Origin of the sequence: Sphingomonas fuzhouensis (assembly GCF_034659795.1) — a bacterium.
GTDB lineage: Bacteria > Pseudomonadota > Alphaproteobacteria > Sphingomonadales > Sphingomonadaceae > Sphingomonas > Sphingomonas fuzhouensis.
The window spans coordinates 21,814-43,224 of sequence record NZ_JAXSQY010000007.1 but is presented as its reverse complement, the minus strand read 5'-3'; the positions used below and the strand labels follow the sequence as shown (position 1 = coordinate 43,224).

Here is a 21,411-nt window from a genome sequence, read left to right as displayed (position 1 = left end):
GGCGCCCACCCCCAAGGTGGACGCCCCTTTTTCCGATCGGATCGACGCGCTCAGCTGCGGAACAGCGAGTGCGGGTCGATCACGTCGTCATGATGGCCGACCGAGTCGATGTCGCGGCTCTGCTGATCGCGCTCGGCGCGCAGCGAGGCGAGCAGGGCTTCGCGGTCGCCTTCCAGGCGGGTGTCGGTCGGCTGCGCATCGGCATTGCCGCCGGTCGCCTTCGCCGCCTTGGCCACCGCCGAGTCGAGTTCGCGCTGGGTGGTCAAACCCAGCGTCACCGGGTCCTTGGGCGTGATGTTGGCGATGTTCCAGTGGCTGCGGTCGCGGATCGCGGCGATCGTCGTGCGGGTCGTGCCGATCAGGTTCGAGATCGCGCCGTCCGAGATTTCCGGATGATTGCGGATGATCCAGGCGATGCCGTCCGGCTTGTCCTGCCGCTTGCTGACCGGCGTGTAGCGCGGGCCCTTGGTACGGCGGACCTGCTCGGGGCCCTTGGTCATCTTCATGCGGTAATCGGGATTGGCCTGCGCCTTCTCGATCTCGCTCTGGGTCAGTTCGTGGGCGCGGACGGGATCGCGGCCGGTCAGCTTGGTCGCCGCCGTGTCGTCGGCGATCGCCTGCACTTCCAGGATGTGAAGGCCGCAGAAATCCGCGATCTGCTCGAACGAGAGCGACGTGTTGTCGACCAGCCAGGAAGCGGTCGCATGGGGCATGAGCGGCTGGGCCACGGGGATCACTCCAGTCGGAAAATAAAAGGGCCGCCCCTCACCGGAGCGGCCGTAGCTGCGACAAATCTAATGAAAGCCGTCCCCGAGAGCAAGGTGCGCTGCCACAAACTGTCGGGACAGGGCGCGATAGACGCTGGCCGCCGCCACGTCCAGCCGGTCAGTTATCGTCGTCGAACCGGCCGAAGGGCAGCGATTGCGAGGCGAGCGCCCGCGTCTTCTGGACATCCCCGGCCCGCACCGGCGCCAGCACATTGGTCGCCGCGCGCTGCATGATCCGGTCGATCGGCGTGGCAACCTCAGCATGCGCCGCCGCCTCGGCAAGGGCACGGCCGCGCGGATCGCGGGGATCGAGTTCAAGCCGCAACAACGCCGCCAGCCCCGGAAACAGCGCACGGTCGCCGCCCAGCGCGATCGCCCGGTCGAGCGCGGCAAAGCCGACGCCGCGCTGCGCGCCCAAGGCCGCGCGTCCCATGATCGCGCCCAGTTTCTTGATCGCGCCGATATGCCAGGCGCCCAGCGCCAGTTGCGCCTCGGCATCGCGCGGGTTCTGCACGACCAGCGCCTCGAACTGGTGCCGCGCCGCGATCGCATCGGTGCGGTTGCCGGTCAGCTTGGCGCGATATCCGAGCGCGGTCGCGCGCATCAGCAGCGCTTCGTGATCGTCGGGATTGCGGCGCAGCGCATTGACGGCAGCGTTATAGGCACCCGACACCCGCTTGAGCGCGCTGGCCTCGTCGGAATCGCCGAAGGACGCCTGGGTCAGCAACTCGCGCGCCGATTGCGCCTGCGCCGGAGCCGAAACCGTCATCAAACCGATCGTCAGCGCCGCCCCTATAAGGGCGATCCGACCATGACGCTGCAACATCCACATCCCCCCTTGGATTCAGCGCGGGAGAACGGCCGATCCGGTCCTTCGATCCGTTGCAATCTTTTGCATCACGATCAAGACTATCTGTGTGGAAGGTGCCGCGTCAGTCGTCCATCGTCAGCACGATCTTGCCCATATGGTCGCCCCCCTCCATCCGGCGATGCGCCTCGGCAGCATCGGCCAGCGGAAAGCTGCGGTCGATGACGGGGCGCAATCGCCCCTCCTCGACATGCGGCCAGACCAGCCGCGACAGCTCGTCGGCGACCATCGCCTTGAAATCCCGGTCGCGCCCGCGCAGCGTCGAGCCGGTCAGGGTCAGGCGGCGCCGCATGATCTCCCAGATCGGGATTTCCGCCTTGGCCCCGCGCTGCACCGCGATCGAGACGTGGCGGCCATCCTCGGCCAGGCACTTGACGTTGCGCGGCACATAATCGCCGCCCACCATGTCGAGCACGATGTCGACACCGCGCCCGTCGGTGAAGTCCTTCACCGCCTCGACGAAATCGACCGCCTTGTAATTGATCGCCTTGGCCGCGCCGAGCTTTTCAGCCGCCGCGCATTTCTCATCCGAGCCTGCCGTGACGATCACCGTCAGCCCGAAGAGGCGGCCCAGCAGGATCGCCATGGTGCCGATGCCGCTGGTCCCGCCATGCACCAGCAGGGTGTCGCCCTCATCGGCATAGGCGCGTTCGAACACGTTGGTCCACACGGTGAACAGCGTCTCGGGGATGGCGGCGGCCTGGACCATCGACAAGCCGTGCGGCACGGTCAGGCAGTGATCGACGACCGCCACCGCATATTCGGCATAGCCTCCGCCGCCGATCAGCGCGCAGACCGGCTGGCCGAGCATTTCCGGCCCCACGCCCGCGCCGACCGCGACGATATGGCCCGCAATCTCCAGCCCCGGAATGGAGGGCGCGCCTGGCGGCGGCGGATACAGGCCCTGGCGCTGCATGACGTCCGGGCGGTTCACCCCGGCGGCGGCGACGCGGATCAAGACCTCGCCCTCGCCCGGTGTCGGCGTCGGGCGCTGGACGGGAACCAGCACTTCGGGACCGCCCGCATCCTCGGGGTCGATCGCGGTCATCATGGCGGGGATATCTGCAACCGCCATCCCTTCGCTATCCGCGTGCACCGATTACCGCCCCCCCGTCCGTTGGCTCTTTCCGTACCGTTATTGACATCGGAGGCGTTGGGGTCAACGCTGCATCCCGTGATGGACCAGGACGATTCCCCCCTCCGCCTGCCCGACGCGCTCGCCGCGGTGACGAAACAGGACCTCGATCCGCTCTCGGTGGCCGAGCTGGAGACGCGGATCGCGGCGCTGGAGGGCGAGATCGCCCGCACCCGCCGCCACATGGAACGCGCCGCCACCCACCGCGCCAGCGCCGACGCCCTGTTCAAGCGGTGACGGCAAGGGAACCGGCCGGGCTCAGCCTCTTCCGCCGGTCCGCCCGCGCCGCCGCTTTCGTAGAACATGCCCGGCCCACCACACATGCTCAGGCCGCCGAACACGGTTTGTTCAGATCGGGCGTGCCATACCCGCTTGATGCCGGGGCTTCCCATCCCGACATTGGTCGCAACGAAGCGCCCGTCCCCTGCGCTTCGCCAGGAGTATCGTAGATGCCATCTTTCGCCCCCGCGCTTGAGACCACGCTTCACAAGGCGCTCGAAGCCGCGACCGTGCGGCGCCATGAATATGCCACGCTGGAGCACCTCCTCCTCGCGCTGATCGACGACGAACATGCCTCCAAGGTGATGGAAGCATGCCATGTCGACCTGGGCGAGCTGAAGGCGACGGTCGCCCAGTATCTCGACACCGAACTCGACGCGCTGAAGGTCGAGGCGGCGACCGACCCCTCCCCCACCAGCGGGTTCCAGCGCGTGGTCCAGCGCGCGATCCTGCACGTCCAGTCCTCGGGCCGCGACGAAGTGACCGGCGCGAACGTGCTGGTCGCGCTGTTCTCCGAACGTGAATCCTATGCCGTCTATTTCCTGCAGCAGCAGGATATGAGCCGCCTGGATGCCGTCAGCTTTATCAGCCACGGCGTCGGCAAGGGCGGTGCCGCGACCGAATCGACCCCGCCCAAGGGCGTCGAAGAGGAAAAGCCCGCCAAAGCACCTGAGAAGGGCAAGGGCGAGAGCGCGCTCAAGCAGTTCACCGTCGACCTCAATGAAAAGGCCAAGGCGGGCAAGGTCGATCCGCTGATCGGGCGTGGCCCCGAGGTGGACCGCACCGTCCAGATCCTGTGCCGCCGGTCGAAGAACAACCCGCTCTATGTGGGCGATCCCGGCGTCGGCAAGACCGCCATCGCCGAAGGGCTGGCGCGCAAGATCGTCGAGGGCGACGTGCCCGAAGTCCTCCGCCAAGCCGTCATCTACTCGCTCGACATGGGCGCGCTTCTGGCGGGCACCCGCTATCGCGGCGATTTCGAGGAGCGGCTGAAGGCGGTCGTCAACGAGCTGGAGAAGCTGCCCCACGCGGTGCTCTTCATCGACGAGATCCACACCGTCATCGGCGCGGGCGCGACCAGCGGCGGGGCGATGGATGCGTCGAACCTGCTCAAGCCCGCTTTGTCGGGCGGCACGATCCGCTGCATCGGCTCGACCACGTACAAGGAGTTCCGCAACCACTTCGAAAAGGATCGCGCGCTGCTGCGCCGGTTCCAGAAGATCGACGTGAACGAGCCGACGATCGAAGACACGATCAAGATCCTCGCTGGTCTCCGCTCGGCGTTCGAGGATCACCATCAGGTCAAGTACACGCCCGATGCGATCAAGTCGGCGGTCGAACTGTCGGCGCGCTATATCAACGACCGCAAGCTGCCCGACAAGGCGATCGACGTGATCGACGAGGTCGGCGCGATGCAGATGCTGGTGCCGGTCAGCAAGCGCAAGAAGACGATCACGCCCAAGGAGATCGAGGCCGTGATCGCCACCATGGCGCGCATCCCACCGAAGAGCGTGTCGACCGACGACCGCCAGCAGCTGGAAACGCTGGAAACCGACCTCAAGCGCGTGGTGTTCGGCCAGAATGCCGCGATCGAGAATCTGTCCTCGGCGATCAAGCTGAGCCGGGCGGGGCTTCGCGATCCGGACAAGCCGATCGGCAACTATCTGTTCACCGGTCCCACCGGCGTCGGCAAGACCGAAGTGGCGCGCCAGCTGGCGACGATCCTGGGCATTCCGCTCCAGCGGTTCGACATGTCCGAATATATGGAACGCCACTCGGTCAGCCGTCTGATCGGTGCGCCTCCGGGCTATGTCGGCTATGACCAGGGCGGTCTGCTGACCGATGCGGTCGATCAGAACCCGCATTCGGTGCTGCTGCTCGACGAGATCGAGAAGGCGCATCCCGATCTGTTCAACATCCTCCTCCAGGTGATGGACAATGGGAAGCTGACCGATCACCACGGCAAGACGGTCGACTTCCGCAACACGATCCTGATCATGACGACCAATGCGGGCGCCGCCGACATGGCGCGCGAGACGGTCGGGTTCGGCACCCTCACCCGCGAGGGCGAGGATGAGCAGGCGGTGCAGAAGATGTTCACGCCGGAATTCCGCAACCGCCTGGATGCGATCGTGCCCTTCGGTTACCTGCCGCCGGAAGTCGTGGCGCGGGTGGTGGACAAGTTCATCCTCCAGCTCGAACTCCAGCTGGCGGACCGCAACGTCCATATCAGCCTGGACGAGGCGGCGAAGAGCTGGCTCACCGAGAAGGGCTATGATCGCCTGTACGGCGCACGTCCGATGGGCCGCCTGATCCAGGAGAAGATCAAGCAGCCGCTGGCCGAGGAACTGCTGTTCGGCAAGCTGGTGCATGGCGGCGAGGTGACGGTGCGGATGAAGGACGGCGCTTTGTCCTTCGCGATCGAACCCGCCGCGCCCAAGAAGCCGCGCAAGAAGGGCGGCAAGCCTGCCTCGGTCGATGTGAGCTGATCGATCGCACCGGATCGGAGACGATTGGACAGGGCCGGGTGGCGACACCCGGCCTTTTTTCATGTCTTACCGCCGAGCTTTGGTGGGAATGCGTAATCTGTGTTACGACGCCGTTAACCTGATTTTCGCCCTTTCACAGTCAGATGGAATTCATGAGGGGCGCGGGGCCGATCACGATAGGTGCGTTGCTATTGACGCTGCTGGCGGTCTTATGGCCGCTATCGGAGGCGCGCGCCCAGGTCGGGACGAGCCTGACCAGCTGTATCCGCCCGATCCATCCCGGTGACGATCCCCGCACTCTGCTGACCCACCCCCAGGCGTTCGACTGTACGCACGACCAATCCTCCTACGGCGTCGGCGACTATTGGGTCCTGTCGCAACCGCTGCCCATGGTCGCGGGCGACCCGCGCGACCGGCTGGCCGTCAGCTTTGCCAGCACCTGGCAGAATGCGACGACGCTCCACATCCTCTATGCCGATGGACAGATACGCACCATTGCCTTCACCAGCGCGACGACCGCCCCCTATCTGCTGCTGGGTGCGACGATCGCCGTCCCCCTGCACCATCAAGGGACGCGGCCGGTGCGGATTTTGTGGGAAGCGCATGGCGCGGCCAATATGCGGGGCGTCGTACGGGGCGCGCGGATCGGCCATTATGCCGACATGCTGGCGGTCGAGTCGTCGCTCGGGCTGATCTATGGCATCATCATCGGCGTGGTCGTCGGCTTGGGCGTGTACAATCTCGCGCTATGGCCCGCGCTGCGCCAGCCGCTTCAGCCGGTCTATTGCCTGCTACTGTTCTTCATCACCGGCTATGCGCTGTCCTCGTCGGGGCTGATCGGCCAATGGCTGCCCTGGCTCGACAATAACGAGCGGCATCGATGGAACGCGATCATGCTGGGCGGTGTCGCCTTGACCCTGGTCGTCTTCTCCCGCCACTTCTTCGAGCGCAAGGTGTTCGAGGGGTGGCTGGACCGGATGGCGGTCATCTGCTTCGTGCTGATCGCCATCCCCAATGTCGCCTTCGCGCTGCTGGCGCCGCGCTGGATCTTGCCGCTCGATCAGGCGGTGGTGCTGGGCTTCCTTGTCCTGCTCATCTTCCTGATAACCGTGCTGGTCCGCGCGTGGCGGCTGCGGAGCAATTTCCTCTGGGCCTTCGCCATTGCCTGGGGCGCGCCGATCGCATTGGCGATGTTCCGCGTGCTCCATGCCGAGCATCTGATCGCGTGGCGGCCCTGGATCGACCAGTCGACCGTGTTGTCGATGGGGGCCGAGGCGCTGATCGCCAGCCTTGGCGTCGCCTATCGAATCTATCTGCTCAGCCGCGAGCGCGATCTGGCGCGCGCCGACGAACGGGTGGCGCGCCGTCTGGCCGATACCGATCCGCTGACCGGGCTGTTCAACCGCCGCGCCTTCCTGGAACAGGCAATCGGGCGCAGCGGGCCGCAGACGCTGATCCTGGCGGACATCGACCATTTCAAGCGGATCAACGACACGCTGGGCCATGACGAGGGCGATGAGGTGCTGCGCATCTTCACCCGGACGCTGGGCGAGGCGGTCGGCCTCGACATGCTGGTCGCCCGGATCGGCGGCGAGGAGTTCGCGCTGCTCGCCGATGCCGACCGCGCGCCCGACCCCGAGCTGCTGCTCGCCCGGCTGCGCGCCACCAGCTATCCCTCCGGCCTGACGGTCACCGCCAGCCTGGGCCTGTGCACCGGCCCGATCGCTGATGAAGCCGACTGGCGCCGCCTGTACCGGGAGGCCGACCAGGCCCTGTTCGCGGCCAAGGGCGCTGGACGCGACCGCGCCTGCTGGGGCGTGCCCATCGCGCCTGCGCCGCTGCCGGGCGGCCTATTGCCCGTGATCCGCCCCCATCGTAAGAGGTTAGGCAGGGGGACGGGACTTTGCGTGAACGGCGGATCATCACGGCGGAGCTGATGCTGGCGCTGGTCGTGCTGGCCTGGCGCCACCCGACCGCCGATGTCCGCCTCATCACCCATGACCTGACCGACCGTTCGCCGCGCCGGGTGCAGGCGGCGGTCGATCTGGGGCTGTTCGGCGTCTCGTTTCTCTACACCTGGACGGTCAACCGCCTGCGCTGAAGCGGACGGCTGCTTGCGCCTATCCGCCATGTGACGCATAGCGGCGTCATGGATACGCCCATCGAAGAACTGACGTTCGAGGACGCCCTCAAGGAATTGGAGAGGATCGTCGGCCGACTGGAAAGCGGCGAAGCGACGCTCGACGAATCGATCCGCCTCTATGAGCGCGGCGATCGTCTGCGCCAGCGCTGCGCCGAGCGGCTCGACGCCGCCCAGGCCCGGATCGAGGCGATCCGCCTCGACGCCGAGGGCAAGGCCGCGGGCACCCGCCCGTTCCAGGCGGGCTGAGGGTGACACTCGCTGCCACGACCCTGCCTGAGGCCTTGGCCGAGGTCGCAGAGGATATCGACCGTCGCTTTGCCGAGCTGCTCGCCGATCCGGGCGATCCGCGCGCCTCGCTCTATGCCGCGATGCGCCATGCCGCGATCGGCGGCGGCAAGCGGCTGCGCCCGCTGCTGGTCTTCGCCACCGCGCATCTGTTTGCGGTCGACCGCGACTGCGCGGGCTGGGTCGCGACCGCCTTGGAGGCGATCCACGTCTATTCGCTGATCCATGATGATCTGCCCGCGATGGACGATGACGATATGCGGCGCGGCAAGCCGACCGTGCACAAGGCGTTCGACGAGGCGACCGCGATCCTGGCGGGCGACTGCCTCCATGCGCTGGCCTTCGAGATTCTGGCCGATCCGGCGACCCATGCCGATCCCTTTGTCCGGTCCGAGCTGATCCTCGACCTCGCGCGCGCCTCCGGCCCCAGCGGCATGGCAGGCGGGCAGCAGATGGACCTGGAGGCGGAACGGCAGGTGTTCGACCTCGCCACCGTCACCCGGCTTCAGCAGATGAAGACCGGCGCGCTGATCTGTGCGGCGGTCGAGGCGGGCGCGATCCTGGGCCGTGTGCCGCCCGAGGGGCGCACCCATTTGCGCGGCTATGCGCATGATCTGGGCCTCGCCTTCCAGATCGCCGACGACCTGCTCGATGCCGAGGGCGACGAGGCGGCGGCGGGCAAGAAGCTGCGCAAGGATCAGGACGCGGGTAAGGCGACCTTCCTCAGCCTGTTGGGTGTCGAGCGGGCGCGCGAACAATGCCGGATGCTGGTCGACCAGGCGATTGCGCATTTGCGCGATTATGGTCCCGAGGCCGATCTGCTCCGCGCCATCGCGGCTTATGTGGTGGAGCGCGACCGATGACCCGGATCGGCGTCTATCCCGGCACCTTCGATCCCGTCACGCTGGGTCATATGGATATCATCCGGCGCGGCGCGAAGCTGGTCGACCGGCTGGTGATCGGCGTCACCACCAATCCGTCCAAGTCGCCCATGTTCACGCTGGACGAGCGGATGGAGATGGTCCGGCGCGAGGTGGCGGACGTCGCGGGCGAGATTCATGTCGTCGCCTTCGATTCGCTGCTGATGGATTTCGCCGAGCGCGAGGGTGCCAAGGTCATCGTCCGGGGTCTGCGTGCCGTCGCCGACTTCGAATATGAGTATCAGATGGCGGGCATGAACCAGCAGATCAATCCGCGGGTCGAAACCGTCTTCCTGATGGCCGATGTCGCGCTGCAGCCGATCGCCAGCCGGTTGGTCAAGGAAATCGCGATGTACGGCGGCAATATCGCCAAGTTCGTGACGCCTTCGGTCTGCGAGGATGTCGTCGCCCGCGTCGAGGCGATCGGGCGGAAGGGGGCCTGACCCAAGTCCTCCCCTGCAAGGGGAGGGGGACCAGCGAAGCTGGTGGAGGGGGGCCACCCTCTCGATAGCGGGACACCCCTCCGTCAGGGCTTCGCCCTGCCACCTCCCCTTGCAGGGGAGGAAAATGCTTCCGCTCGCCCCCCAAAGGTTCAGATTGGCGCAAGGGGCGATTTGCTCTAAAGCCCCCATTCCTTCCCTTGTCGTAGAGATATGATGCGCGTTCTCGCCGCTCTTGCCATGATGATGGCCAGCCTGGTCGCCGTTCCGGCACAGGCGCAGAAACAGTCCCAGACCCCGCCCAAATTCACCTCCCCCGCCAAGGCCGCGCAGGTTCTGGAGGACAATGTCACCGGTCGCGCGACCCCGCCGCCCGTCACCGACAAGGAGAATCTCTGGCTGCTCGACCTGTCGACCGGCGGCCGGGTGACGATCTGGCTGCGGCCCGACGTCGCGCCCAAGATGGTGGAGCGGATCAAGGTTCTGACCCGGCGTCACTTCTATGACGGCCTGACCTTCCACCGCGTCATCGACGGCTTCATGGCGCAGGGCGGCGATCCCAAGGGCGACGGCACCGGCGGCTCGGACCTGCCCAACGTGCCCGCCGAGTTCAACTATCTGCCGCATGTGCGCGGATCGGTGGCCGCCGCGCGCGCCGACGATCCCAACAGCGCGAACAGCCAGTTCTACATCGTCTTCCAGCCGCGCTTCGCGCTCGACAAGAAGTACACGGTGTTCGGCCGGGTGATCGACGGCATGCAATATGTCGACAAGATCGAACGGGGCGAGCCGCCCGCCAACCCCAGCCGCATCCTCCATGCCTATGTCGCGGCGGACAATCCTCCGGCCTATGTGCCGCCCGCCCCCAGCGCCGCGCCTTCGCTTGGCGCGCCGGTGACCCTGCCGGGTGCCGCGCCCAAGCCCGCTGCGACCACTCCTGCGCGCCGTCCTGCGGCCAAGAAGGCGGCCACGGCGACCAAGTGAACGTCGACCTTTTCGATTTCACCCTGCCGCCCGAGCGGATCGCGCTCTATCCGGCCGCGCCGCGTGACTCGGCGCGGATGCTGGTCCTGGACGGCGACGCCACCCGTGACCAGCGGGTCAGCGACCTGCCCGCCTGCCTTCGTGCGGGTGACCTGCTGGTGTTCAACGACACCCGCGTCATCCCCGCCCAGCTGGAAGGCGTGCGGGGCGAGGCGCGGATCGGCGCGACGCTGCACAAGCGCGAGGGGACGCGGCGCTGGCGCGCGTTCATCCGCAACGCCAAGCGGTTGCGCGACGGCGACGTGATCGACTTCGGCGCGGGCGTCAGCGCCACCGCGCGCGACCGGGCCGAGGATGGCAGCTTCGCGCTGGACTTCGCCGGGGACGAGCCGGTCGAACTGCTGCTGGAGCGGGCGGGCACCATGCCCCTGCCCCCCTATATCGCGCAGAAGCGTGGAGTGACCGAGCAGGACGCCGCCGACTATCAGACGATGTTCGCGCAGGAACCGGGCGCGGTCGCCGCGCCCACGGCGGCGCTGCACTTCACCCCAGGTCTGCTGGACTCGCTGGCGGCGGCGGGGATCGAGCATGCGACGCTGACCCTACATGTCGGCGCGGGCACCTTCCTGCCGGTCAAGGCCGAGGATACCGTCGACCACAAGATGCACGCCGAATGGGGCCGCATCGATGCCGCGACCGCCGACCGGCTGAACGCGGTGAAGGCACGCGGCGGCCGGGTCATCGCGGTCGGCACCACCTCGCTACGTCTGATCGAGAGCGCGGCCGGCGAGGACGGCGTGATCCGTCCGTTCGAGGGCGATACCGCGATCTTCATCACGCCGGGCTATCGCTTTCGCGGGATCGACGGACTGATGACCAATTTCCACCTGCCGCGATCGACCCTGTTCATGCTGGTGTCCGCGCTGATGGGGCTGGACCGGATGCAGGCGGCCTATGCGCATGCGATCGCGAACGACTATCGCTTCTACTCGTACGGCGACGCCTCGCTGCTGCTGCCGGAACGCGGCGCATGATGCTGCTCGCGCTGCTCCTGATGCAAGCCGCGCCCACCGCGCAGGAGCCGGACAACACCGTCGTCGTCACCGCGCGCCCCAAGCCGTTCGCGCAGACGCCCGCGACCATGGTGGTCGAGCCGGTGGCGATGATGATCGCGACGCTCGACGCTGACGGCGACGGCAAGACCACGCGCGCTGAAATGGAGGCGGGGGTCAAGCGTAGCTATGACGCGATCGACACCACCCATCAGGGGTCGATCGGCTATCTCCAGTTCGCCGACTGGGCCGAGCGCTGGCTGGGCGACCGCAACGCGCTGCCCAGTCCGTTCGATGTCGACAAGGACAGCGACAACCGCATCACCTTGGCCGAGCTACAGGCGCATTTCTCGCGCCTGTTCTCGCGCTTCGACCGCGACCATGACGGCGCGATCAGCCGGGCCGAAGCGCTGACCATCCGTACCATCCCCGCCGATGCCAATGGCCCGACCGGCCCGCTTCGGCCCCGAGACCGCAAATGACCGCCCGCTTCTCCTTCGCCATCCACGCCACCGACGGCCGCGCCCGCACCGGCACCATCACCATGAAGCGGGGCGAAATCCGTACCCCCGCCTTCATGCCCGTCGGCACCGCCGCCACCGTCAAGGCGATGAAGCCCGGCGATGTGCGCGCGAGCGGCGCGGACATCATCTTAGGCAATACCTATCACCTGATGCTGCGCCCCGGCGCGGAGCGGGTCGCCCGGCTGGGCGGGCTGCACGACTTCATGGGCTGGGACCGGCCGATCCTGACCGATTCGGGCGGCTATCAGGTGATGAGCCTGGCCGAACTGACCAAGCGGTCGGAGGATGGCGTGGCGTTCAAGAGTCATCTCGACGGCACCCGCCACCTGCTCAGCCCCGAACGCTCGATCGAAATCCAGCGGCTGCTCGGCTCCAACATCGTCATGGCCTTTGACGAGCTGGTCCCGACCACCTCGACCCGCGAAGTGCAGGCCAGCGCCATGGAACGCTCGATGCGCTGGGCCAAGCGCAGCCGCGATGCCTTCGACGCGGGCGGCCAACATGCCGAGGACAATGCGATCTTCGGCATCCAGCAGGGTGCTCTGGACGAGGGCTTCCGCAAATCCTCCGCCGACGCGCTGATCGATATTGGCTTTGACGGTTACGCCATCGGCGGCCTGGCGGTCGGTGAGGGGCAGGAGGCGATGTTCGGCTGCCTCGACTTCGCGCCGGGCCAGTTGCCGGTCGAAAAGCCGCGCTATCTGATGGGCGTGGGCAAGCCGACCGACATCGTTGGCGCGGTCGAGCGCGGCGTCGACATGTTCGACTGCGTGCTGCCGACCCGCTCGGGGCGCACGGGCCAAGCCTTTACCCGACAAGGCCCGATCAACATCCGCAATGCGCGCTTCGCCGAGGATCAGGGGCCGCTCGACCCTGCCTGCGGCTGCCCGGTCTGCGCGACCTGGAGCCGCGCTTACTTGCATCATCTGGTCCGCGCGGGCGAAATCCTGGGCGCGATGCTGATGACCGAGCATAATATCTGGTTCTATCAGCAGATGATGGCCGATCTGCGCGCCGCCATCGCCGAGGGGCGCCTCACGGCCTTTGCGGACGACTTCCGGGCGCGCTACGCTGGTAGCCAGTAGGAGAGTAACCATGACCGATCGTACCGAAGACACCCCCAACGAAATCCTTGCCGCCGCGAAGGAGGCCAAGGACCACGCCGTCGCCGCCGCCGAAGCGACCGCCGCCTCGGTGAAGGACAAGACGCGCAACTGGCCGATGGGCAAGATCGGTCTGGGCGTCGGCATCGGTTCGGCCGCGATCGCCGCCGCCGTGCTCTACGGCACGCGCAACAAGTCCAAGTAACACGTCCAACCAAGAGGGTTTTCATGCGCCTTTTCCGTGCCGCGCTTCTGCTCGGCGTTGCCGCCCTTCCCACGCTGGCCGGGGCGCAGACCGCGCCGACACCGGCGCGCACGGAGAGCGTGAAGCCCATCGATTTCACGACGCGCACCCTGCCCAACGGGTTGCGCGTCTATGCCATTCGCGACACGACGACGCCCAATGTCTCGGTCCAGGTCTGGTATGATGTCGGGTCGAAGGACGATCCCAAGGGCCGCTCGGGCTTTGCGCACATGTTCGAGCATCTGATGTTCAAGGCGACGCGCAACCTCGTCCCCGAACAGATGGATCGCCTGACCGAGGATGTCGGCGGCTATAACAACGCCTCCACCGCCGACGACTATACCAATTATTTCGAGGTGGTGCCCGCCAACCATCTGCAGCGCCTGCTGTTCGCCGAGGCGGATCGCATGGCCGCTTTGGTCGTCGAGCCCAAGAGCTTCGCCAGCGAACGCGACGTGGTGAAGGAGGAACTGCGCCAGCGCACCCTCGCCCGGCCCTATGGCAAGCTGTTCTCCATCTATTACCCCAAGCTCGCCTATTCGGTGCACCCCTATGCGCGGCCGGGCATCGGCAGCCTGGCGGAGCTGGAGTCGGCGGGCATCGACGATGTCCGCGCCTTCCACGCCACCTATTACCGGCCCGACAATGCGGTGCTGGTGGTGTCGGGCAATTTCGATCCCGCGCAGCTGAACCGCTGGGTCGACGAGTATTTCGCGAACATCAAACGCCCCTCGACCGCGATCCCACGCGTCACCGTGCAGGAACCGGCGCGGACGCAGGCGGTGTCCCGGACCGTCTATGAGCCCAACACGCCGCTTCCGGCCGTGCTCATCAGCTATCACATACCCCCCGAGCGCAGCGCCGACACGCCTGCGCTGATGGTGCTGAATGCCATCCTGTCGGCGGGCGAAAGCTCGCGGCTGTACGAGGATCTGGTCTACCGCGACCAGCTGGCGCAGTCGGCTTCGAGCTTCCTCGACACCAAGCAATCGACCGGCAACCTCGTTCTCTATGCGATGATGGCGAGCGGCAAGCCGGTGGCCGAGGGCGAAGCGGCCCTGAAGAAGGAGGTCGCCCGCCTGCGCGACGTGCCGGTTTCCGCCGCAGAACTGGCCGAGGCGAAGAACGAGCTGCTCACCGCCGCGCTCAAGCAGCGCGAAACGGCCGAGGGCAAGGCCAGCCTGATCGCCAACAGCGTCATCGTCGATGGCGATCCCAAGGCCGCCGACCGCCAGATCGCCGCGGTACAGACGGTGACCGCCGCCGATATCCAGCGCGTCGCGCGCGAATATCTGAACGACCGGCAGAGCGCGACCATCCGCTATCTGCCCGACAGCGAGCGGCCCGCGAATGTCCGCGAAATGCCGATCGAGATTGCGCCTACGGTCCAGACGGCGGCGCTGACCCCGCCCGCCCAGATCGAGGTGGTAACGCCCGCCCCAGAGGGCCAGCGCATCCTGCCCCCCGCCCCCGGCGCACCGATCGCACCCACCCTGCCGCAGCCGGTGGTGACGACCCTGCCCAACGGCCTGCGCGTCGTGACGGTGGAGCGGCACGAACTGCCGCTGGTCACGGCTTCGCTGGTCGCGCTGGGCGGGGCCGCGACCGACCCGGCGGGCAAGGCGGGCGCGAGCAGCCTGTCCGCCGAACTGATGACAAAGGGCACTACGACCCGCTCGGCGACCGAGATCGCGCGCGCGGTCGAAAGCCTGGGCGGGTCGATCGCGGCGGGCGCCTCGGACGATGGCGCGACCATCGACATGACGGTCCCCTCCGCGCAGGTCGATACCGCGATGACCATCCTCGCCGATGTCGCGACCCATCCTGCGTTCAAGCAGGAGGAGATCGACCGCGCCCGGACCCAGTCGATCGACAGCCTGAACGTCGCGATGAAGAACCCGGCGCAGCTGTCGGCGATGGTCGCCGACCGGGTCGTCTATGGCAATCGCGCCTATGGCCAGCCGCTGTCCGGCACGCCGGATTCGCTGAAAGGCCTGACCCGTGCCGACCTGACCGCCGCCTACGCCCGCAGCTGGAAACCGGGGCAGGCGACGCTGCTGCTGGTCGGTGACGTCACGCCCGCCCAGGCGCGGCAGATCGCCGAGCGGCATCTGGGCAACTGGCGGGTCGCCGGGGCTGCGACGACCGCGACCAGGGCCCCCGAACCCGCCTTCCCCGCGCCGCGCGTCATCGTGGTCGATATGCCCGATGCGGGACAGGCGGGCGTAGTCGTCGCCCGTTCGGGCATCCGCCGTGCCGATGACCGCTATTATCCGCTGGCGGTCGCCAATACGGTGCTGGGCGGCGGCTTCTCGTCGCGGCTCAACCAGGAAATCCGCATCAAGCGCGGGCTGGCGTACGGCGCGGGCAGTTCGGTGCAGGCGGGCCGCGACATCGGCCTGATCTCGGCGCGCACCCAGACCAAGAACCCCTCGGCCGCCGAGGTCGTCGGGCTGATCGACGAACAGATGCACCAGCTGGGCACCGCGCCCGTACCACAGGACGAACTGGCAACGCGCCAGGCGGTGCTGGTCGGCAGCTTCGGCCGGTCGATCGAGACGACCGACGGCGTGGCCGATATCCTCGCCAACTATACGCTGCAGGGCGTGCCGCTGGAGGAACTGAGCCGCTACATCCCGCGCGTCCAGGCGGTCGATTCGGCCGCAGTGGAATCGGTGTCCGCCACGCTGCTCGATCCCAAGGCAGCCAGCATCGTGGTGGTCGGCGACGCCAAGCAGTTCCTGCCCGCGCTGCGTCAGGCCCATCCGAATGTCGAGGTGATCCCGGCCGGGTCGGTCAACCTCGACACGCCCAAGCTACGCTAAGCGCCCGCCTGGAAACTCGCTTCCAGCGCGTTTGGGACGGCACCAGCCCCAATTCCTCCCCAAGCTTTGCTTGGGGAGGGGGACCATCCGAAGGATGGTGGAGGGGCAAAGCCGAGGCTACGCAAAATCCTTAACCCTCTCCGGTGTAGCGGGAGACGCGCAAGACTGGAGGATAGCCCACATTGCGGGTGGCGAAGCGGACCGTAAGGCGAATGATACAGGTCTGGCTGGGGATGCTCGGCCTGATGCTGACATTCGGCCTGATGCTGGCCGCGCACGGCGCATGGCGGCGGGCCACCCGGCCCGCGGTGGTCGCGCCATCGCCGCCCCGCTCGGTGGCGGCGTCCCCCGCACCTGTCGCCGATGCCTTTCCCGCCATCGACGGCAGTACCGGTACCGTCGCCCTGCCCGCCTTGCCCATCCCGCCGGGGGCCAGCATTGCCGATCGCGGCGTGGTCGCCGCCCCGCCCTTTCGCTGGGGCCGCGCGACCGCGATCGACCGCGCGCGTGCGATGCAGTGCCTGACCGCCGCCATCTATTACGAAGCCAATGGCGAGAGTATCGACGGCCAGCGCGCGGTGGCGCAGGTCGTGTTGAACCGTGCGCGCCATCCGGCCTTTCCCGCGACGATATGCGGCGTCGTCTATCAGGGGGTGGAGCGCGCGCATTGCCAGTTCAGCTTCGCATGCGACGGTGCCCTGTCACGCCCCCCGGCCATGGCGGGCTGGGCACGTGCCGCACGGATCGCAGCGGCGGCGCTGTCGGGCAGCGTCTATGCGCCGGTCGGGCTGGCGACGCATTACCATAGCTTCGCCGTCGCCCCCGCCTGGAACCGGGCGATGGTGATGACCGACATGGTCGGCGCGCACCTGTTTCACCGCTGGAAGGGCTATTGGGGCACGGCGGCGGCGATGAACCGGACCTATGCGGGTGGAGAAGTTCTGCCCCTGCTGACGCCGCCCCCTGCCCCCGAAACGGCCAGCAGGGACATTCTCCCACCCGTCCCGGCGAGCCTGCCGGTGCCGCCCCCGCCCGGCGCGACGCCCGTACCGGCGCGTCCTGCCCCCACGCGCGAAACGCCGCCCCCTGTACCGCCACGCGATACGGGGATCAGCGACCGATTGGCCACATCGGGCCAGATACTCGACAAGTGGAAGGATAGCGGCCGCCCGATCGAGCGGCCCGACACACCGCGCCCGAATAGTCCGAGCGCGGCGGCCGTCACCGATCAGCGGCGATAATGGCGGTCGTGCTTTTCGACGCGGACCTGACGGCTCAGCATCGCATAGCGACGATCCAGATCATTGCGCTCCGAGACGCTCAGGCCGCCGCCGGACCGGCGATAGCGATATTCCAGCTGGTTGAGGTTGCGCAGCTCGGATTGGAGGCGCACCGCCTCCCGCCGGTTCAGCGCGCCGGATCGAACGCCCTGGTCGATCCGCTGCTGCAACTGGCCCTGGCGCTGCGCGATCGGCGTCCAGCGCTGCGCCTCGGCGATGGTCGGAACGGCGAGGGTGGCGAACCCCAGAGCTGCAAGGATCATGGCCTTCATGATAACACTCCCATAAACAAGCGGGCGAATACTGGCCCGATCCGAAATATGGGGAGCGGCAATCGCACAGCTATCCCAATCACTTAGCGAATGTGTCGCCAAGTGCCGCAAGGGCGGGACGTTCGTTCATCGTCATGGCGCCGTCATCCAGCGCCATGAAAAGGGCCGGTCCCCAGCCTTATAAGAAGGCGGAGTGGACCGGCCCGTTCGCTTAGCCTGGGGTCGTCAGCGGCAGCGCAGATTGCGCCCGATCGCCTGCCCGGCCAGCGCACCACCCGCAGCGCCCAGCAGCGTGCCGACGGTCTGCGATCCACCGGCGGTCAGTGCCGCACCGAGCGCGCCGCCCGCCAGACCACCGACGATCAAGCCCGTCGTGCCATCCTGGCGACGGCAATAATAGCGGCCGTCCTGCCCGGCATAGATGCGGTCGTTATAGCCCAGGCGGCGTTCGCGATAGCGCGGCGCATCGACATAATAACGGTCAGCATAATAGCCGCCATAAGCGGGGTCCGGCCGGTTCCAGTCATAGGCATAGCCCGGCGAGGTATAGCCACCCTCACCGTAGGTGGCGCAGCCCGAAAGCAGCGTCGCCGTCGCAACGAGGCCGAGAGTCAGTGCACGCATCATGTCCTCCCTCATGGATGATGCGGCAAAATCGCACGACGCGGACAAAAGTTGCGTTAGGTTAAGTTCATCTCTTCGCCATCTGGCGGCTTGATTTCGAACCAAGCAGCCGGATCAAATATGATCGCAGTCGGGCGGCCACGGCCGTCATCGCCGGACGACGACCGTTTCCCTCTTACTCGGCCGCCTGCGCCTGTCCCTTGTCGAGCAAGGGTTTCAGATACTTGCCGGTGAAGCTGCGCGGCTCGGCCGCGACCACTTCGGGCGTGCCGACTGCGACGATCTCGCCGCCCTTCACGCCGCCTTCGGGGCCCAGATCGACGATCCAGTCGGCGGTTTTGATGACGTCGAGATTATGCTCGATCACCACCACCGTATTGCCCTGCTCGACCAGCGCGTGCAGCACTTCGAGCAGTTTGCGCACATCCTCGAAGTGCAGACCCGTGGTCGGCTCGTCGAGGATGTAAAGCGTGTTGCCCGTCGCCCGGCGCGACAGTTCCTTGGCCAGCTTCACCCGCTGCGCCTCGCCGCCCGACAGGGTGGTCGCCTGCTGACCGACCTTGACGTAACCCAGCCCCACCTCGACCAGCATCGCCATCTTGTCGCGGATCGGCGGCACCGCCTGAAAGAACTCGGCGGCGTCCTCGACGGTCATGTCGAGCACATCGGCGATCGAGTGGCCCTTGAACTTCACCTCCAGCGTCTCGCGATTATAGCGCGCGCCGTGGCACACGTCGCAGGTCACATAGACGTCCGGAAGGAAGTGCATCTCGATCTTGAGCACGCCGTCGCCCTGACATGCCTCGCACCGACCGCCCTTGACGTTGAAGCTGAACCGGCCCGGCTTGTAGCCGCGCGCCTGCGCCTCGGGCAGTCCGGCGAACCAGTCGCGGATCTGGGTGAAGGCGCCGGTATAGGTCGCCGGGTTGGAACGCGGGGTGCGGCCGATCGGCGACTGATCGATGTCGATCACCTTGTCGAGATGCTCGAGCCCGGTGATCTTCTCATGCTTGCCCGCCAATATGCGCGCGCCGTTCAGCGTGCGCGCGGCGGCGGCGTAGAGCGTGTCGATGGTGAAGCTCGACTTGCCCGAGCCCGAGACGCCGGTGATGCAGGTGAAGGTGCCGAGCGGGATGCTGGCGGTGACGCCCTGCAAATTGTTGGCGGTCGCCTTGTGCACGGTCAGCTTCTTGCCCGATCCCTTGCGGCGCTTGGCGGGCACCGCGATCTCGCGTGTGCCGTTCAGATAGTCGGCGGTGACGCTGGTCTTGGACTTGAGCAGCTGCTTGAGCGTGCCGTGCGCAACGATTTGGCCGCCATGCACGCCCGCCCCCGGCCCCATGTCGATGACATAGTCGGCGGTACGGATCGCATCCTCGTCATGCTCGACCACCAGCACCGTGTTGCCCAGGTCGCGCAACCGCCGCAGCGTCGCCAGCAGCATGTCGTTGTCGCGCTGGTGCAAGCCAATCGACGGTTCGTCGAGCACGTAGAGCACGCCCGACAGGCCCGAGCCGATCTGCGATGCCAGGCGAATCCGCTGGCTCTCGCCACCCGACAACGTGCCCGAGGTCCGGTCGAGATTCAGGTAATCCAGCCCGACATTGTTGAGGAAGCCCAGCCGCTCGACGATCTCCTTCAGGATCGGCTGCGCGATGGCGCGCTGCTGGTCGGTCAGATGCTCCGGCAGACCGGTGAAGAAGGCCAGCGCATCGATCACCGACAGGCGCGTCGCGTGGCTGATGTCCTGCATCGCGATCTTCACCGCCCGTGCCTCGGGCTTCAACCGCGCGCCGTGGCAGACTTCGCAGGGCTGCGGCGACTGATAGTTGGACAGTTCCTCGCGCATCCAGGCGCTCTCGGTCTGCAGCATCCGGCGGTTGAGATTGCCGATCACACCCTCGAACGGCTTCTTCACGTCATAGGACTTCTTGCCGTCGATGAAGGTCAGCGTCACCGCCTTGCCCTTGGTCCCGTGCAGGATCGCCTCCTGCGCCTTGGGGTCGAGGTCCTTCCACGGCGTCTCCAGCGAGAAGCCGAACTCGCGCGCGAGACTCCCCAGCACCTGCATATAATAGGGGCTGGGCGGGTTGGACTTGGCCCAGGGGACGACCGCGCCCTTCTTGATCGACAGCTCGTGATTGGGGACGACCAGATCCTCGTCGAAGATCAGCTTCTCGCCGAGACCGTCACAGGCCGGACACGCCCCCTGCGGCGCGTTGAACGAGAACAGGCGCGGCTCGATCTCCGAAATGGTGAAGCCGGAGATCGGGCAGGCGAACTTTTCCGAAAATACGATCCGGCCGTCGGGCGCATTGTTGCCCAGCACCGCCGATTTGGGCGTCGCGGGTTCGACCGGATCGGCGGGGTCGACATAGGCCAGACCGTCCGCCAGCTTCAGCGCCGTCTCGAAACTGTCGGCCAGACGTGTGGCGATATCCTCGCGCACGACCAGACGGTCGACCACCACCTCGATGTCATGCTTGAACTTCTTGTCGAGCGCGGGCGCCTCGTCGATTTCGTAGAGCTGGCCATCGATGCGGACGCGGGTGAAGCCCGCCTTCTGCCATTCGGCCATTTCCTTGCGATACTCGCCCTTGCGGCCGCGCACGACGGGGGCGAGCAGATAGAGGCGCGTGCCCTCGGGCAGCGTCATCACCCGGTCGACCATCTGGCTGACCGTCTGCGCCGCGATCGGCTCGCCGGTCGCGGGCGAATAGGGGATACCGACGCGCGCCCAGAGCAGGCGCATATAGTCGTAGACTTCGGTGACCGTCGCCACGGTCGAGCGTGGATTGCGGCTGGTCGTCTTCTGCTCGATCGAGATGGCGGGCGACAGCCCCTCGATATGGTCGACGTCCGGCTTCTGCATCATCTCCAGGAACTGGCGCGCATAGGCCGACAGCGACTCGACGTAGCGTCGCTGCCCCTCGGCATAGATGGTGTCGAACGCCAGCGAAGACTTGCCCGACCCCGACAGGCCGGTGATGACCGTCAGCGTGTCACGGGGAATGTCGATATCGACATCCTTGAGATTATGCTCGCGCGCGCCGCGGACGGAAATCTTGGTCAGCATGAGGCAGGTTCTACTTCTGTTCCGGGAGGAATGCCAGAGGCGAGATAGGGTGCGGCGTCCCGGGTTTCGAGGGGGCGGGCTTGCGGTAACGTGCGACCTTC

At 66.9% G+C, this 21,411-nt stretch carries 20 protein-coding genes; 14 read left to right on the top strand and 6 right to left on the bottom strand.

Annotation, left to right across the window (positions count from 1 at the left end; translation table 11 throughout):
• Positions 1-50: 50 nt before the first annotated feature.
• The 3 genes from U1H82_RS14580 to U1H82_RS14570 all read right to left on the bottom strand — a co-directional run bounded on the left by U1H82_RS14580 (position 51) and on the right by U1H82_RS14570 (position 2,710).
• Positions 51-728 (bottom strand): DUF1013 domain-containing protein, encoded by a 678-nt coding sequence (locus U1H82_RS14580; protein ID WP_375339537.1) that lies wholly within the window; start codon positions 726-728, stop codon positions 51-53.
• A 157-nt stretch (positions 729-885) separates the two neighbouring features.
• Positions 886-1,593 carry a hypothetical protein gene (locus U1H82_RS14575; RefSeq protein WP_322965693.1) on the bottom strand — a complete coding sequence of 236 codons (708 nt, stop codon included), beginning with the start codon at positions 1,591-1,593 and terminating at the stop codon, positions 886-888.
• Positions 1,594-1,699: 106 nt separating this feature from the next.
• A complete protein-coding gene (locus U1H82_RS14570) occupies positions 1,700-2,710 on the bottom strand; it encodes an NAD(P)H-quinone oxidoreductase (RefSeq protein ID WP_322965692.1) in 1,011 nt (336 codons plus the stop codon).
• Between the two features lie 102 nt (positions 2,711-2,812).
• Here U1H82_RS14570 and U1H82_RS14565 point away from each other — a divergent pair, with 102 nt between their 5' ends.
• The 14 genes from U1H82_RS14565 to U1H82_RS14500 all read left to right on the top strand — a co-directional run bounded on the left by U1H82_RS14565 (position 2,813) and on the right by U1H82_RS14500 (position 17,299).
• Positions 2,813-3,007 carry a DUF1192 domain-containing protein gene (locus U1H82_RS14565; RefSeq protein WP_322965691.1) on the top strand — a complete coding sequence of 65 codons (195 nt, stop codon included), beginning with the start codon at positions 2,813-2,815 and terminating at the stop codon, positions 3,005-3,007.
• Positions 3,008-3,219: 212 nt separating this feature from the next.
• Entirely contained in the window at positions 3,220-5,538 is a 2,319-nt protein-coding gene (gene clpA / locus U1H82_RS14560; RefSeq protein WP_322965690.1) for an ATP-dependent Clp protease ATP-binding subunit ClpA, read from the top strand.
• Between the two features lie 152 nt (positions 5,539-5,690).
• Entirely contained in the window at positions 5,691-7,475 is a 1,785-nt protein-coding gene (locus U1H82_RS14555) for a sensor domain-containing diguanylate cyclase (RefSeq protein ID WP_322965689.1), read from the top strand.
• Entirely contained in the window at positions 7,442-7,639 is a 198-nt protein-coding gene (locus tag U1H82_RS14550; RefSeq protein WP_322965895.1) for a hypothetical protein, read from the top strand. The genes U1H82_RS14555 and U1H82_RS14550 overlap by 34 nt, the downstream gene beginning before the upstream one ends.
• Positions 7,640-7,687: 48 nt before the next feature.
• A complete protein-coding gene (locus U1H82_RS14545) occupies positions 7,688-7,927 on the top strand; it encodes an exodeoxyribonuclease VII small subunit (protein WP_007406073.1) in 240 nt (79 codons plus the stop codon).
• A gap of 2 nt (positions 7,928-7,929) precedes the next feature.
• Positions 7,930-8,829 carry a polyprenyl synthetase family protein gene (locus tag U1H82_RS14540; protein ID WP_322965688.1) on the top strand — a complete coding sequence of 300 codons (900 nt, stop codon included), beginning with the start codon at positions 7,930-7,932 and terminating at the stop codon, positions 8,827-8,829.
• Entirely contained in the window at positions 8,826-9,329 is a 504-nt protein-coding gene (gene coaD, locus U1H82_RS14535; protein ID WP_322965687.1) for a pantetheine-phosphate adenylyltransferase, read from the top strand. Before U1H82_RS14540 ends, coaD begins: the two co-directional genes overlap by 4 nt.
• A 213-nt stretch (positions 9,330-9,542) precedes the next feature.
• On the top strand, positions 9,543-10,310 hold the full coding sequence (locus tag U1H82_RS14530) for a peptidylprolyl isomerase (protein ID WP_322965686.1): 768 nt from the start codon (positions 9,543-9,545) through the stop codon (positions 10,308-10,310).
• Positions 10,307-11,344, top strand: coding sequence for a tRNA preQ1(34) S-adenosylmethionine ribosyltransferase-isomerase QueA (gene queA, locus U1H82_RS14525; protein ID WP_322965685.1), 1,038 nt, complete (start codon positions 10,307-10,309; stop codon positions 11,342-11,344). The genes U1H82_RS14530 and queA overlap by 4 nt, the downstream gene beginning before the upstream one ends.
• Positions 11,341-11,844: an EF-hand domain-containing protein gene (locus U1H82_RS14520; RefSeq protein WP_322965684.1), complete on the top strand. Its 504-nt coding sequence runs from the start codon at positions 11,341-11,343 to the stop codon at positions 11,842-11,844. The genes queA and U1H82_RS14520 overlap by 4 nt, the downstream gene beginning before the upstream one ends.
• Positions 11,841-12,971 (top strand): tRNA guanosine(34) transglycosylase Tgt, encoded by a 1,131-nt coding sequence (gene tgt, locus U1H82_RS14515; RefSeq protein WP_322965683.1) that lies wholly within the window; start codon positions 11,841-11,843, stop codon positions 12,969-12,971. The genes U1H82_RS14520 and tgt overlap by 4 nt, the downstream gene beginning before the upstream one ends.
• A 10-nt stretch (positions 12,972-12,981) precedes the next feature.
• Positions 12,982-13,194 carry a hypothetical protein gene (locus U1H82_RS14510; RefSeq protein ID WP_322965682.1) on the top strand — a complete coding sequence of 71 codons (213 nt, stop codon included), beginning with the start codon at positions 12,982-12,984 and terminating at the stop codon, positions 13,192-13,194.
• A 23-nt stretch (positions 13,195-13,217) separates the two neighbouring features.
• Positions 13,218-16,058, top strand: coding sequence for a M16 family metallopeptidase (locus tag U1H82_RS14505; RefSeq protein ID WP_322965681.1), 2,841 nt, complete (start codon positions 13,218-13,220; stop codon positions 16,056-16,058).
• Positions 16,059-16,270: 212 nt separating this feature from the next.
• A complete protein-coding gene (locus U1H82_RS14500; protein WP_322965680.1) occupies positions 16,271-17,299 on the top strand; it encodes a cell wall hydrolase in 1,029 nt (342 codons plus the stop codon).
• On the opposite strand, the gene U1H82_RS14495 is transcribed toward U1H82_RS14500, so the two are convergent.
• The 3 genes from U1H82_RS14495 to uvrA all read right to left on the bottom strand — a co-directional run bounded on the left by U1H82_RS14495 (position 17,287) and on the right by uvrA (position 21,310).
• Entirely contained in the window at positions 17,287-17,610 is a 324-nt protein-coding gene (locus tag U1H82_RS14495) for a hypothetical protein (RefSeq protein WP_322965679.1), read from the bottom strand. The genes U1H82_RS14500 and U1H82_RS14495 overlap by 13 nt on opposite strands.
• A gap of 225 nt (positions 17,611-17,835) precedes the next feature.
• Positions 17,836-18,234, bottom strand: a complete 399-nt coding sequence (locus U1H82_RS14490) for a hypothetical protein (RefSeq protein ID WP_322965678.1) — start codon at positions 18,232-18,234, stop codon at positions 17,836-17,838.
• Positions 18,235-18,409: 175 nt separating this feature from the next.
• Entirely contained in the window at positions 18,410-21,310 is a 2,901-nt protein-coding gene (uvrA, locus tag U1H82_RS14485) for an excinuclease ABC subunit UvrA (RefSeq protein WP_322965677.1), read from the bottom strand.
• Between the last annotated feature and the right edge of the window lie 101 nt (positions 21,311-21,411).